Below are 13,756 nucleotides of genomic sequence, written 5' to 3'. Positions count from 1 at the left end.
GGCGCCGTTCAGGACCGACCGGCCGAGTCCTCGACGTCGTGGTCCAGCACGAGGTCGGCGTGGAAGTCCCGGGCCAGCTCCCGGGCGCGGGCGGCCCGGCGCGCGGAGGCCTCCGGTGCGACGGTGAGGTCCACGTAGACGACGGGCCGGCCGCAGGACTCCTCGAGCCGGGCCCGCAGCACCTCCGCCCGGTCGTCGCCGGGCGCGCAGCGGCCCGTGCCGAGCAGGACGAACGCGCGCTCGAAGTCGGGCTCGGCGGGAACGCCCCGCGCGATCAGGGCGGGCAGCCGGGACTGCAGCGCGGAGAGGCCGACCACGGCGGTCGCCGTCCCGGCGAGCCAGGCGCCGGCGGCGGAGACCGCCACCGAGGTGATGAGCTTCATGGATCTCCTCCTCCCGCGTGCCGGGGTCTGTGGGGCGGACCGGCACCGGGCCGGACCGACGGACGGTGGCGTCCCGCGGTCCCGGGAGAGTCCGGTGCGACCACCGTAGAGATCCCAACGCCCCCGGAACAGCGCCTATTCCGGGGACGCCGGCCGCGGCCCTGCCGCCACGCCGCTCCAGCGTCCTGTCAGGCCCGTGGGGCAGAATGGGCTCAAGGTGAGGGTGCCCTCGCGGACGCGGATTCGGAAGGCCGGGGACGGACATGTGGGAGTGGCTGGTCGAGAACTCGTGGGTCCTGTGGCTGATCGTCGTGATCGCTCTGGCCGCCGTCGAGATGCTCACCCTGGACTTCCTCTTCCTGATGATGTCCGCCGCCGCGTTGCTGGCGTTCGGCGTGAGCTGGGTGACGGACAACTTCGTGCTCCAGGTGGTGACGTTCGCCCTCGCCTCGGTGCTGCTCATCTTCGCGGTGCGGCCGGTGGCCCTGCGCCGCCTCAACCGGTCCACGCCCGGGACCGCGTCCAACGCCGCCCGGCTCATCGGCCTCCCGTGCCAGGTCCTGGACCCCGTGACCGGCCGCAGCGGGCTGGTGCGCCTGGAGGGCGACACCTGGAGCGCCCGCTCGGTCACCGGCGAGCAGCTGCCCCCCGGCACCGACGTCTTCGTCCACGACATCGAGGGCGCCACCGTCCTCGTGGCCCCGTACCCCGCGCCGGCCGCCGACGGCGGGCCGGCGCCGCGCCCGTCCTTCTGACCCCCAAGACCGCACCGGCCCGGCGGGAACGCCGCCCGGAGCGGCACCACCGAGAGAGGCACCCGTGGACCTAGCCGTCATCGTCCTGCTCGCCGTCCTGGTCGTCCTGGTCTTCATCATCCTGCTGAGGTCGGTGCGGATCATCCCGCAGGCCCGGGCCGGGATCGTCGAGCGACTCGGCAAGTACCAGAGCACCCTCACCCCCGGTCTGCACTTCCTCATCCCGTTCGTGGACCGTCTCCTGCCCCTCATCGACCTGCGCGAGCAGGTCCAGTCCTTCCCGGCGCAGTCCGTGATCACGGAGGACAACCTGGTGGTCGGCATCGACACGGTCGTCTACTTCCAGGTCATGGATCCGCGTGCCGCCACCTACGAGATCGTCGACTACATCCAGGCCGCCGACCAGCTGACGTCGGCGACCCTGCGCAACGTGGTGGGCGGTCTGAACCTCGAGGAGGCGCTGACCTCCCGCGACAAGATCAACGCCGAGCTGCGCGGGGTCCTGGACTCCACCACGGGGCGCTGGGGCATCCGGGTGTCGCGGGTGGACATCAAGGAGATCACTCCCCCGCCGTCCATCCAGGACTCGATGGAGAAGCAGATGCGCGCCGAGCGGGAGCGCCGCGCGGTGATCCTCACGGCCGAGGGCGACAAGCAGTCGCGGATCCTCATGGCCGAGGGCCAGCGGCAGGCGGCCATCCTGTCCGCGGAGGGCGAGGCGAAGGCCGCGATCCTGCGCGCGGACGGCGAGGCCCAGGCCATCCGGAAGGTCTTCGACTCGATCCACCGGGCCCGGCCGACCCAGAAGCTGCTGGCCTACCAGTACATCCAGACCCTGCCCAAGGTCGCCGAGGGCAGCGCCAACAAGGTGTGGATGATCCCCGCCGAGCTCGGCGACGCCCTGCGGGGCGTGGGCGACTTCCTCTCCAGGCCTGACGAGGACGGCCCGGACCGGACCTGGTCGGACGCGGACGAGATGCCGGAGCCCGAGTCCGCGGACGAGCCCCTCGTGAAGCCGGACGCCGTCCGGGTGACGGAGGAGGACCTGCAGCCCAACCTGGAGCGCACCACCGTCGACCCGGACGAGTTCACCATCCCCCGGCCCTCGACCATCGACCCGGAGGCACCCGTGCGCCTCGACGACCCGATGCCGCCGCAGGACGGCCCGGCCGCCCGCTGACGCGGCGGACCCGGGCCCCGGGGAACAACCCCGGGAGCCCGTGCGTTGCACCCAGCGGATCCCGGGTCCGTGCGACCCGCCGTCAGCCCGAGCGTGCGCCACTGCCGTGGCCACCGTCAGTTATGGAGGAACCACCACAATGAGCGACCGCAGCCTCAGGGGAATGCGTCTGGGCTCCCAGTCCATGGAGACCGAGGCCGGTGTCGAGCCGGCCCCGCGCCAGCGCGTCGAGTACCGCACCGCGGACGGCGAGAAGGTCACCGTCACCTTCGCGGCGGAGGCCGAGATCCCGCCGGTGTGGGTGTCGAAGACCGGCAAGGAAGCGATCATCGTCAACGGCGAGAAGCCGGTGAACCCCAACGAGAAGCACCAGCGCACGCACTGGGACATGCTCCTGGAGCGGCGCAGCACGGACGAGCTCGAGGAGATCCTGGCCCAGCGCGTCGAGTTCTACCGGGAGAAGCACGCGATCTGATCCTGTCGCCCGGCACATGCGGAGGGCCCCACCCGGTTCGGGTGGGGCCCTCCGCATGTGCCGGGCAGCGCGCCGGTCAGAGGCTCAGCGGCGGGTGAGCTTGCCCGCCAGGGTCCTGGCGCGGGCTGTGAGCCCCCACTGGGCCACGCGCACGACGGCCTCCCGGGTCACGTCCGGGCTCATCTTGGACTCGCCCTCGGCGCGCTCCACGAAGGTGATGGGCACTTCGACGACGCTCAGGCCGGCCCGCTCGGTGCGCCAGCCGAGATCGATCTGGAAGCAGTAGCCCTTGGAGTCGACGGTCTCGAGACCGATCCGTTCGAGGGTCTCGCGGCGGAAGGCGCGGTAGCCGGCGGTGATGTCGTGGATCCGGGAGCCCAGGAGCGTCCGGGCGTAGAGGTTGCCGCCGCGCGAGAGCAGCTGGCGCTGCAGGGGCCAGTTCACGGTGCGCCCGCCGGGGACGTAGCGGGAGCCGATGGCCAGGTCGGCGCCGCGCTCCACGGCGTCCAGCAGCAGCGGGAGCTGCTCGGGCTGGTGGGAGCAGTCGGCGTCCATCTCGACCAGGACGTCGTAGTCCCGGGCCAGGCCCCAGCGGAAGCCGGCGATGTACGCGGCGCCGAGGCCCTCCTTGCTGGTGCGGTGCAGGACGTGGATGTTCTCGTCCGCGGCGGCCATCTCGTCGGCGAGACGGCCGGTCCCGTCCGGGCTGTTGTCGTCCACCACCAGCACGTGCCCGTCCGGGACGGCCTGGCGGAGCCGGTCCATCACGGTCGGGAGGGACTCGTGTTCGTTGTAGGTGGGGATGACGGTCAGTACGCGCACCGGGTGGTTCCTTTCGAGGTCTGCCTGCCGCACCACAGGGCAGGCTCCCTCGTCTTCGGACCAGTCCGGCCCTGAGGGGATGCCGGCCTGTTTTCTAAGGACGAGCGAGCCCACCCGGCAGCAGTTGCCCAGCCTAACCTGCCCCGCGCCTGCGACCAAGATCCGAACGCCGCGGGGTGGCCGGGCGCCCCGCGGCTCAGAACCCGGCGGAGCGGTACAGCTCGACGCCGTCGAGCACGGTCTGGCGGCACACGGGCAGGGACACGCCGTCGAGCGCGGGGAGCAGGGGGGTGCGGGCGCGCGGGTCGGTGCTCCAGGCGGAGCCGGTCCCCTCGGCCTGCTGCACCATGAGGGCCTCGACGTCCCAGACGGCGAACGTGGCCGGGGTGCCGGGCGCGAGCTGGCCCTGCATGGGGTCGGGGTGCCGGGCGGCCCGCCACGCGCCCCGGGTGGAGGCGAGGAACGCGGCCCGCGCGGAGATCCGCTGGTCCGGGTCGTGGTGCTGGAGGCAGGCGCGGACGGTCTCCCACGGGGACAGCGGCACCACGGGGGCGTCGCTGCCGAGGGCCACCGGGACCCCGGCACGGTAGAAGGAGGCCATCGGGTTCATCGCGGCCGCCCGGTCGGCCCCGAGGCGCTGCTCGTAGAGCCCGCCCGGTCCGCCCCAGGCGGCGTCGAAGCCCGGTTGCACGGACACGGTCACGGCGTGGTGGGCGAGCCGCTCGATGCCCTCCGGGTCGATCATCTCGGCGTGCTCCAGGCGGTGGCCGGCGCTGTGCAGGGCCCGCTCCCCCACGAGCGCCTCGGCGCGGTCGAGGCCGTCGAGGACGATGTCCATCCCGGCGTCCCCGATGACGTGGAAGCCGCCCTGCAGACCGGCCTCCGTGGTCGCGGCGAGGTGGGCGGCCACGGCCGCGGCGTCGAGGTAGCGGTCCCCCAGGTCGCCGGGGGCATCGGCGTAGGGGGCGCGCAGCGCGGCGGTGCGGGAGCCCAGGGCGCCGTCGACGCACAGGTCCCCGGCGAGCCCCACGAGCGACTCCCGCCGCTCCACGGGGCGTCCGAGCAGGTCCGCCAGGGCGGTGTCGAACCGCTCCGCCACCGCCAGCGCCTCCTGGGCCGTGGCCACGAGCTCCCCCCGGTAGGGCAGCACGCGGGGAGTGGCGCCCTCGGCGCCGACCCCGTGGTTGGCGAGGGCCGTCAGCCGAACGAGGTCCTCGAAGGGGGCGACCTGCTCGGCGTTGGCCTCGACGAGGGCCACGTAGCCCTGGGCCGCGGCGTGCCGCAGGGCGAGCCGGTGCAGCTCGGCGCGGCGCTCGGCGTCGAAGTCGAGGGCCGCGGCGCGCACCCGGTCGTGGGCCAGGTTCTCCACGCGGCCGTCGCCGAGCCACCCGTCGGTCCCGGCGAGGCCCAGCCGCCGGGCCAGGGACGAGGACACCACCCCGGAGTGGACGTCGATGCGGGTCAGGTAGACCTCGCGCCCGCCGGCGGCCCGGTCGAGCTCCTCCGCCGTCGGCGCCCGGCGCTCCGGCCACACGGACTCGTCCCAGCCGGAGCCCAGGACCGGGCCCGTGCTCGTGCGGGCGGCACCGGCCACGGCGTCGAGCACCTCGTGCAGGGAGCCGGCCGCCGTGAGGTCCAGGGTGGACAGCGCCAGGGCGGTCTCGGTCACGTGCACGTGGGAGTCCACGAACCCCGGGGCCAGCAGCCGCCCGTCGAGGTCGACCACGTCCATGGAGGAGTCCTGCAGGGACTGCGCCGCCTCCTCGGAGCCGACCCAGGCCACGCGGGTGCCGTCGACCAGCAGGGCCGTGGCGAACGGGTCCGCGGGGCTGTAGACGGAGCCGTTGCGGTAGAGGACGGGACGGGCGGGGACGGTGGTGCTCACGGGTCTCCTGTTCGGGGGCGGTGGTGCGCGGGGGTCGTGCGGGGCGGTCGTGCTGGTGGACGGGGCGGCGCGGGGCGGGAGGGCGCGGCTCAGTCCTCGAACGCGGAGTGGGCCACCACGCCGCGGCGCACCAGCGCGATCGCGCGCTGGCACTGGGCGCGCGTGCCGGCGTCGAGGAGATCGATCTTGGCGAGCTGGTCGAGCATGTCGATCACCTGCTTGGCCCAGCGCACGAAGTCGCCGGCGGCGAGCTCCGTGCCGGACAGGGCCGCGCTCAGGGTCGCCCCGCGCGCCCAGAGGTGCATGGCCTCCACGAGCCCGAACTCCGGCTCCGCGGTGGTCGGGAGGTGGCGCTCCTGCTCGCGGTCGGTGAGCAGGGACCAGTTGCGCACCACGGTCTGTGCGGCCCGGTCCATGGCGGCGGTCGGCAGGACCGGCTGGATCCCCTGCTCCTCGCGCTTGGCCTGGTAGACGAGCAGGGTCACGAGCCCCGCGGTGGCGGCGGGGTCGAGGTCGTCGAGGAAGCCGTCGCGCAGGCTCAGGGCGAGGAGCAGGTCCCGGTCCCCGTAGATCCGCCGCAGCTGCTCGCCGGCGCGGGTCGGCCGGACCTCCCCGTCCGGGAGGGTCTCCAGGTAGCCGAAGGAGCCCAGCACCTCGGAGACGCGGTCGAAGGTCTTGGCGATCGTGTTGGTGCGGCTCTCGATCTGGCGCAGCAGCCCGTCGGTGTCCCGGCGCAGCGCCCACCAGCGCTGGGCCCAGCGGGCGTGGCTCTCGCGGTCCGAGCAGCCGTGGCAGGGGTGGCCGCGCAGGGCCTTGCGGACCTCCGTGATGCGCCGCTCGGCGGCGCTGGTGCCGCGGTCGAACTGGATGGTGTGCCCGCGGCCGCCGCCGCGCGGGGGCCGGTGCTCGTGCAGGGCGTTGCGCACGGACGAGGCGAGGTCGCGCCGCTCCTTGGGCGTCCGGCCCGTGAACTGCTTGGGGATCCGGATCCGCGAGACCGGCTCGAGCGGCCCGTCCAGGTCCTGGGCCCCCACCCGGCGCAGCTGGTGGTCGAGGGTGAGGATCGAGGGGCGTGGGTCGTCCCGGTTGGGGTCGGTGGACAGGATCACGGCGTAGCCGGCGTTGCGCCCCCGCGGGATCTCCACGACGTCCCCGGGCAGCAGGTCGTGCAGGGACGCGACGGCGTCCGAGCGCCGCTGCCGGGAGCCGGCCTTCTCCTCGGCGCGCTCCAGGTCCTTGAGCTCGCGGCGCAGGGCGGCGTACTCGGAGAAGTCCCCCAGGTGGCAGGTCATGGCCTCCTCGTAGCCCTTGAGGGACTCCTCCTGGGAGCGGACCCGGCGCGCCAGGCCCACCACGGAGCGGTCCGCCTGGAACTGGGCGAAGGAGGACTCGAGGATCTTGCGGGAGCGGTGCGCGCCGAACTGGGCCACCAGGTTCACGGACATGTTGTAGGTGGGCCGGAAGCTCGAGTTCAGCGGGTAGGTGCGCTTGGAGGCGAGACCGGCGACGGCGTGCGGGTCCATCCCGGGCTGCCACAGCACCACGGCGTGCCCCTCGACGTCGATCCCCCGGCGCCCCGCGCGCCCGGTGAGCTGGGTGTACTCCCCCGGCGTGATGTCCACCCGGGACTCGCCGTTGAACTTGTCGAGCTTCTCGAGCACCACGGAGCGGGCCGGCATGTTGATGCCCAGGGCCAGGGTCTCCGTGGCGAAGACGGCCTTGACGAGCCCCTCGGCGAACAGCTCCTCCACGAGCTCCTTGAACGCCGGCAGCATCCCCGCGTGGTGGGCGGCCACGCCGCGCAGCAGGCCGTCGCGCCACTCGTAGAAGCCGAGGACGTTGAGGTCCGCGGCCTCGAGCGAGGCGGCGGTCTCGGCCACCCGGGCGCGGATGGTCTGCTGCTCCTTCTCGCCGGTCAGCCGGATGTCCGCGGCGACGCACTGCTGCACGGCGGCGTCGCACCCGACCCGGGAGAAGATGAAGGTGATGACGGGCAGCAGGCCCTCGGCGTCGAGGCGGCGGATCAGCTGCGGGCGGGACACCCGGCGCGTCTCGGGGCTGGGCCGGAAGCCCTCGCCGCCGTTGCGGCGGGAGAACCGGTCCCGGGAGCGTCCCCCGGGCCCGCGGCCGCCCCGGCGGCCCCCGCGGGGGTGCTCGGCTCGGGCGAGCTGGAGCAGCTCGGGGTTGACGTCGGGCTCGTCGCTGCCGGGCCCCTCGAGCCGCTCGGCGGCCTCCTCCACCGTGGTGTCGTCCAGGAACAGGTCGAGCAGCCGCCCGCCCACCTGGACGTGCTGCCACAGCGGCACGGGCCGGTGCTCGGAGACCACCACGTCCGTGTCGCCGCGCACCGTGTCCAGCCAGGCCCCGAACTCCTCGGCGTTGGAGACGGTCGCGGACAGGGACACCAGCTGGACGCTGTCCGGCAGGTGGATGATGACCTCCTCCCACACGGCGCCCCGGAAGCGGTCGGCGAGGTAGTGCACCTCGTCCATGATCACGAAGCCCAGGTTCAGCAGGGTGGGCGAGTCCGCGTACAGCATGTTGCGCAGGACCTCGGTGGTCATCACCACCACGTCCGCCTCGGAGTTCACCGAGGTGTCGCCGGTGAGCAGGCCGACCCGCTCGGCGCCGAAGGCCCGGGAGAACTCGTGGAACTTCTGGTTGCTGAGCGCCTTGATGGGCGTGGTGTAGAAGGCCTTCTGCCCGCGGGACAGGGCCAGGTGGACGGCGAACTCCCCCACCACGGTCTTGCCGGCGCCGGTCGGCGCGGCGACGAGCACCCCGCGGCCCTCCTCGAGGGCCCCGCAGGCGGTCGTCTGGAAGTCGTCCATCTCGAACTCGAGCCGGTGCTGGAACACGGCGAGCTCGGTCCTCGCGTGGGCGGCCCGCTGCTTGGCGGCCAGGTATCGGTCGGCGTAGGAGGACATGCGTCCAGCCTACTGCTCGACCCGGACGTGGCCGGGTCCACCGGGGGCCCGTTCGCGACGGGCCGAGCGGGTCAGGTGCGGAACCCGCCCTCGGGGTCGTGGCCGAGGCGGCCGAGCTCGTCGGCGGGGGTCGCGACGTCGGCCGACGCCCCCGTGCCCGCCGCGAGGCGGGCCTCCTTCCGGGCCCGCCGGCGGTCGAGGAGCAGGCACAGCCCGACGGCCACGAAGAAGAGCGTGAGCAGCGGCACGGCGAGGTAGAACATGGTCATCGGGTCGGGGCCCGGGGCGGCCATCGCGGAGACCACCATCACGAGGACCACGACGATCCGCCAGCTCTTGAGCACCGTGCGCCCGGAGAGCACGCCCAGCATGTTCAGGCCCACCAGGAACACGGGCAGCACGAAGGCGACGCCGAAGGTCAGGATCAGCTGGAGGAAGAACCGCAGGTACACGTCCGCGGAGATGAAGTTGGTCCCGCCCGCCGGGGTGAACGCGGTGAGGGCGTAGACGGCGGTGGGCAGGGTGAGCACGGCGACCGCGATGCCGCCCAGGAAGAGCGGGACGGCCGCGGCCAGGAAGCCGACCGCGTAGCGCCGTTCGGTCCGGTGCAGGGCCGGCGTCACGAACGCCCAGAGCTGGTAGAGCCACACGGGGCTGGCCAGGACCAGGCCGAGCACCAGGGAGACCTCCACCATGATGTTGAAGGACGAGCCCACCGCGGAGTAGTTGATGGAGGCCTCGCTGCCCTCCGCGGAGGCCAGCCGCTGCAGGGGCTCCGTGATGTAGGCCATGAACGGGATGTACAGGAAGAACCCGCCGACCATGCCCACCACGGTGGCGACCGCGGACTTGATCAGCCGGTTGCGCAGCTCCCGCAGGTGCTCGGCCAGGGCCATCTGCGCCTGCGGATTGGCCTTGCGCGCGGTCCGGCGCTTCTTCGGACCGCGGGGGGACTGCGAGGACATGGGGACCTTCGGGACTCGGGGCCCGCCCGGGGCGGCGGGGCCGGTCGGGCGGCCCGCTCCCCGGGCGGGGGCGCGGACCGGCCGGTGCGGCGGATCGGGGCGGCGGCGGACGCCGGGAGAGGGGGCGAGGGGTCAGGCCGGAGGGCGGCCGGGGTGCTGCTCGGGGTCGCGCGGGGTGTCCGTGCCGGAGGCGGTGCCGGTGGCGCCGGGGTCACGGTCGGTGCTGCCGTCCCGGCCGGGCGCCACGGCCTTGCCGTCGATGACCACGTCCGAGCCGTCCGGCTGGTCGTCCTTCTTCATCTCCTTGACCTCGGACTTGAAGATGCGCAGCGACTGGCCGAGGCTGCGGGCCATGCCCGGGAGCTTGGGCGCGCCGAACAGCAGCAGGATCACCAGCAGGATGATCAGGATCATGAAGGGGCTGTCGAAGAGCCTACCCATGGAACATTCCTTTCCGTTCAGCCCGGCGGAGGTCGCTGATCCGCTGCGGCTGGCCCATCCGGTCCTTGCGCTCGATGCGGCGTCTCAGACGGGCGGTTTCTCGTTGGTCACGGCCGACCCGGTAGTCGGCCACGGCTTGCCCCACCGGTGTGAACAGGGCCGGGTCCGGGGCGGCCCGGACAGGGCGCTGCACCCCGGCGGCCGCGTCGTCCCACCGCTGGGCGAACTCCCCGGCCACCGTCTCGGTGTCCCGGAGCAGGACGAAGAAGGTCTTCACCAGCCGCCACAGCATCAGTCCGAGGAACGCCGCGCCGAGCAGGACGAGGACCGTCCACAGCAGGACCCAGGACCACCAGAGCATGCCCTCCAGTATAGGCGGGCGGATCAGGCCGGCTCGGACGCCCCGTAGGCGCCGAGCGCAGAGTTCACCCAGAGTTCCACCTGCGCCACGACGTCGTCGGGCCCGATGACCGCGAGCTGGCCGCCGTAGCGGGTGACGAGCGCGCACACGGCCTCGGCCGTCTGGAATCCGATGAGCGCGGCCTCGTGGTCCGCCGCCGGCCCGGTGCGGGCCCCGCCGGGGACCCGGACCACGGCCGTGCGGGTGGCGTGGTACTGGTCGGCGATCCACCGGCTGCGCCGGTCGGTGACGAGCACGACCTCCACGGTGTCCGGGGTGCCGGGGGCGGGCGGGGACGCGGCGGCGGCCTCCTGGGCGGCGGGGCGCTCCCCCGCCGGCCCGGCGTCCTCGACGGCGGAGATCCGGTCCAGCCGGAAGTTGCGCATCCCCTCGGAGCCGAGGCACCAGGCGCGCACGTACCAGTGGGTGTTGGAGGAGAACACCTGGACCGGGTCCACGACCCGCTCGGTGAGCTCGTCGCGGGACGGGACCACGTAGCCGATCCGGATCCGGCGGCGCTGCTCCACGGCGCGGCGCACCGCGGACATGACGTCGGCGAGGGCGGGCGCGGGCGTGTCCGTGATGGGGCGGGCGCCCACCGCGTTGGCGAGCACCCCGGCGTCCCCCGCGGCGCCGGCGACCTTCGCGATCGTGGACGCTACCGCCTCGGAGTCCCCGCCGGGCACGGTGCGCAGCGTCTGCAGCCCCACGAGCAGCGCGGAGGCCTCCGGCTGCGTGAGGCGCACGGGGTCGGAGAGCTCGTCCGCGTTGGACAGGTAGACGTGGCCGTCGTCCCAGGACGCGTCGATCAGCTGGTCCGGCATGTGCCCGGGCTTGCCGCACACGAACAGGGTGTTGAGGTCCGCGATCAGCTCCTGGTCGGTGATCCCGAACCGGCGGGCGGTCTCCTCGAGCTCCGCGCCCTGGTGGGCGTAGACCCAGCGGACGATCTCGAGCAGCCGCGAGAGGTGGTCCGCGGTGGAGAGCTTGTTGCGCGTGCCCTTGCGGGACTTGTTGTTCCAGTCGACCTGCACGCCGCGGAACCGTGCCACGGCGGACTCGGCGCTCCGCAGCCGGCGCACCACCGCGGCGCGCACCTCGGCCTGCATGGTGGGGGCGGTGCCGTCCCCGTCCCGGGGCACGACGACGCCGGGGCCCGCCGCGGCGATCTCCTCGGCGAGGATCTCGGTCTCCGCGAAGGGGATGTGCAGCCGGTCCCACCGGTCCACGCCGTCCCCGGCGCCGACGCCGGGCTCCTGTCGGGCGGCCATTCGGCGCAGCATGTGCGCGTGGCCGGGCCGGGCCAGCACCTCCACGGTGCGCGCGGGGGCGTGGGAGACCATCTGGGACAGGGACTCGTTCATGGAGAAGCCCTCGGGCGGGTCGAACTCCTTGCGGGTGACCGTGACGTCGGACATGATCCGCGACAGCCGGAACGTGCGGGAGTCCTTGCGGTCCAGGTCCCAGCCGACCACGTACCAGTTGCCGTAGCGGGAGCCGATGCCCCACGGCCGCAGCCGCCGGGTGGTGAGCTGGTCGGTGCTGCGGGCGAGGTAGTCGAAGCGGACCTCGCGGTGGCGCACCACGGCCGAGAGCAGCGGCTCGAAGGACGGCTCATGGGCGGTGAGGGTGGGCTGCAGCAGCGGCGGGGCGTCGTCCTCCGGCAGGCCGCCGATGGCGGGCTCGAGCTTGCGCAGGGCCCGGCGGGCGAGCTCCCCGAGGGAGGCGTCCGTCCAGGCGTTGGCCGCCAGGGCGAGCACCGCGGACTCCTCCGCCGTGAACTGCAGCGGCGGCAGCGTGAAGGACCCGCGCGGGATCCGGTAGCGGTGGCCGTGCGTGTCGTCCGGGAACAGGGGGTCCTCGGAGACCTCCTCGATGGGGTAGCCGAGGTCGCGCAGCTCCGCCTTGTCGCGCTCGAACATGCGCTCGAACGCCTCGTCGGACGCGGACTCCGCGTACGACGGAACGGCCTCCCGGAGCTCGGCGCGGGTGTACCCGCGTTCGCGGGAGACCAGGGCGATGAGCAGGTTGAGGAGCCGCTCCGTCGATCGGGCTGCCATCCGGTGGGTCCTCAGCGCACGTCCAGGAGGTCCACCACGAAGATCAGGGCCTCGTCCGGGCCGATGACCCCGCCGGCGCCCCTGGAGCCGTAGGCCTGGTCCGCGGGGATCTCCAGCCGGCGGCGGCCGCCGACCTTCATGCCCAGCAGGCCCTTGTCCCAGCCCTCGATGACCTGGCCGATGCCCACGGTGAAGTCGAGGGGCTGGCCGCGGTTCCAGGAGGCGTCGAACTCCTCGCCGGCGGAGAACGTCACGCCCACGTAGTGGCAGGAGATCTGCTTGCCGGGGGTCGCCTCGGCGCCGGTGCCCTCCACGAGGTCGGTGCTGACGAGCTCGGTCGGGGCCTCCCCCTCGGGGAAGTCGATCTCGGGCTTGCTGCGGTCGAGCTTGCGCTCTCCGAAGGACATGGGTGCTCCTGTTCGTCGGGTCGTCGACGGGTGGTCGTCGGGATCGGAGGGGCCTCGGGGCCCACCGGGCCACCTTAGCCGACCGGGGGCTACTCCTCGGTCGCGGAGGGGGACGGCGAGGCGGAGGCCTCGTCCTCGGCCGGCGCCTCGGGGGTGTCCACGGCCGCCAGGATGTCGACGACGAAGAGCAGGCTGCCGGCCGGGTAGTCGGAGTCCTCGCCCAGGTCCTTCTCCGTGCCGTAGGCCTGGCCGACGGGTACGGAGAGGATCACGCGGGAGCCCTCCTTCTTGCCCTCGAGGCCCTCCTGCCAGCCCTCGATGACGTTGTCGAGCGGGAAGGACGCGGGGGCGCCGTTCTCGTAGGAGGAGTCGAAGGTCTCGCCGTCGGACCACTTGACGCCCACGTAGTGCGCGATGACGGTGTCGCCCTCGGCGACCTCCTCGCCGTCGCCCTCGATGAGGTACTCGGAGACGAGCTTCTTCGGGGCCCTGCCCTCCGGCTTCGCCACGGCCGGCACGCCCTCGTCGTTCTCGGTGATCTCCGGCAGCCCCTTGGGGCTGTCCTGCATGTCGCCCTCGATCTCGGTGGGGATCTTCCGGACGACCTCGTAGACCTCCACGGAGGTCGACTCGTCGCCGGCGGCCCCGGAGGTCTCCGGGGAGGAGTACGCGATGATCGCGCCCTCCTTGGCGCCCACGAGCGCGTCGTACATCTCCGGGATCGACTCCTGGAGGCCCTGCTCGAGCTGGAGCACCTGGCCGGCGCCGCGGGAGTAGGTCTCGCCGATGGACGTGCCGTCGGAGCCCTTGAAGAGCGCCGCCTGCAGGAGGATGGTGTCGCCCTCGGCGAGCTCCTCCCCGTCGCCCTCGCGCAGCTCCTTCGCGCCGGCCTCCTCGGCGTTGAGCGGGGTCTCGAACGTGACGGACGGGGCCGTGCCCGGGTCCGGCTCGTTGCTGAGCTCCACGGAGTCGACGCCGGGCCCGGAGCAACCCGTGAGGACGAGCGCCAGGGACAGGGCGGCGCCGGAGGTGGTCAGGGTCTTTCGCACGGGTGTC

13 protein-coding genes are annotated in these 13,756 nt (G+C 73.4%); 3 read left to right on the top strand and 10 right to left on the bottom strand.

What is annotated here, in order from left to right:
* Positions 1-8: 8 nt before the first annotated feature.
* Positions 9-383, bottom strand: a complete 375-nt coding sequence (locus CRM73_RS00880; RefSeq protein ID WP_229586455.1) for a hypothetical protein — start codon at positions 381-383, stop codon at positions 9-11.
* A gap of 263 nt (positions 384-646) precedes the next feature.
* On the opposite strand from CRM73_RS00880, the gene CRM73_RS00875 reads away from it, so the two are divergent.
* The 3 genes from CRM73_RS00875 (at position 647) to CRM73_RS00865 (ending at position 2,793) form a co-directional block, all read left to right on the top strand.
* Complete coding sequence (locus CRM73_RS00875) at positions 647-1,138, top strand: NfeD family protein (RefSeq protein ID WP_017833523.1); 492 nt, start codon at positions 647-649, stop codon at positions 1,136-1,138.
* Positions 1,139-1,202: 64 nt separating this feature from the next.
* Complete coding sequence (locus CRM73_RS00870; protein WP_229586452.1) at positions 1,203-2,318, top strand: SPFH domain-containing protein; 1,116 nt, start codon at positions 1,203-1,205, stop codon at positions 2,316-2,318.
* A gap of 139 nt (positions 2,319-2,457) precedes the next feature.
* On the top strand, positions 2,458-2,793 hold the full coding sequence (locus tag CRM73_RS00865) for an RNA polymerase-binding protein RbpA (protein WP_031283042.1): 336 nt from the start codon (positions 2,458-2,460) through the stop codon (positions 2,791-2,793).
* Positions 2,794-2,877: 84 nt separating this feature from the next.
* Here CRM73_RS00865 and CRM73_RS00860 read toward each other — a convergent pair whose 3' ends face one another.
* The 9 genes from CRM73_RS00860 to CRM73_RS00820 all read right to left on the bottom strand — a co-directional run bounded on the left by CRM73_RS00860 (position 2,878) and on the right by CRM73_RS00820 (position 13,749).
* Positions 2,878-3,615 carry a polyprenol monophosphomannose synthase gene (locus tag CRM73_RS00860; protein ID WP_109244335.1) on the bottom strand — a complete coding sequence of 246 codons (738 nt, stop codon included), beginning with the start codon at positions 3,613-3,615 and terminating at the stop codon, positions 2,878-2,880.
* Between the two features lie 196 nt (positions 3,616-3,811).
* Complete coding sequence (locus CRM73_RS00855; RefSeq protein ID WP_229586449.1) at positions 3,812-5,500, bottom strand: amidohydrolase; 1,689 nt, start codon at positions 5,498-5,500, stop codon at positions 3,812-3,814.
* A gap of 89 nt (positions 5,501-5,589) precedes the next feature.
* Complete coding sequence (locus CRM73_RS00850; protein WP_229586445.1) at positions 5,590-8,427, bottom strand: DEAD/DEAH box helicase; 2,838 nt, start codon at positions 8,425-8,427, stop codon at positions 5,590-5,592.
* Positions 8,428-8,498: 71 nt separating this feature from the next.
* Entirely contained in the window at positions 8,499-9,392 is an 894-nt protein-coding gene (gene tatC / locus CRM73_RS00845; protein WP_017833517.1) for a twin-arginine translocase subunit TatC, read from the bottom strand.
* Between the two features lie 132 nt (positions 9,393-9,524).
* Positions 9,525-9,833 (bottom strand): Sec-independent protein translocase subunit TatA, encoded by a 309-nt coding sequence (gene tatA / locus CRM73_RS00840; protein WP_017833516.1) that lies wholly within the window; start codon positions 9,831-9,833, stop codon positions 9,525-9,527.
* The gene (locus CRM73_RS00835) at positions 9,826-10,194 is read right to left on the bottom strand and encodes a hypothetical protein (protein WP_017833515.1); all 369 of its coding nucleotides are present in this window, start codon (positions 10,192-10,194) and stop codon (positions 9,826-9,828) included. Before CRM73_RS00835 ends, tatA begins: the two co-directional genes overlap by 8 nt.
* Before the next feature lie 23 nt (positions 10,195-10,217).
* Entirely contained in the window at positions 10,218-12,293 is a 2,076-nt protein-coding gene (locus tag CRM73_RS00830; protein WP_017833514.1) for a YafY family protein, read from the bottom strand.
* Positions 12,294-12,304: 11 nt separating this feature from the next.
* Positions 12,305-12,700, bottom strand: coding sequence for an FKBP-type peptidyl-prolyl cis-trans isomerase (locus CRM73_RS00825; RefSeq protein ID WP_017833513.1), 396 nt, complete (start codon positions 12,698-12,700; stop codon positions 12,305-12,307).
* Positions 12,701-12,789: 89 nt separating this feature from the next.
* Positions 12,790-13,749, bottom strand: coding sequence for an FKBP-type peptidyl-prolyl cis-trans isomerase (locus CRM73_RS00820; RefSeq protein ID WP_109244332.1), 960 nt, complete (start codon positions 13,747-13,749; stop codon positions 12,790-12,792).
* Positions 13,750-13,756: the final 7 nt, after the last annotated feature.

This window comes from Kocuria sp. CCUG 69068 (genome assembly GCF_020833785.1).
GTDB lineage: Bacteria > Actinomycetota > Actinomycetes > Actinomycetales > Micrococcaceae > Kocuria > Kocuria rosea.
The sequence above is the reverse complement of the archived record's forward strand: the minus strand, read 5'-3'. Positions and strand labels throughout refer to the sequence as shown.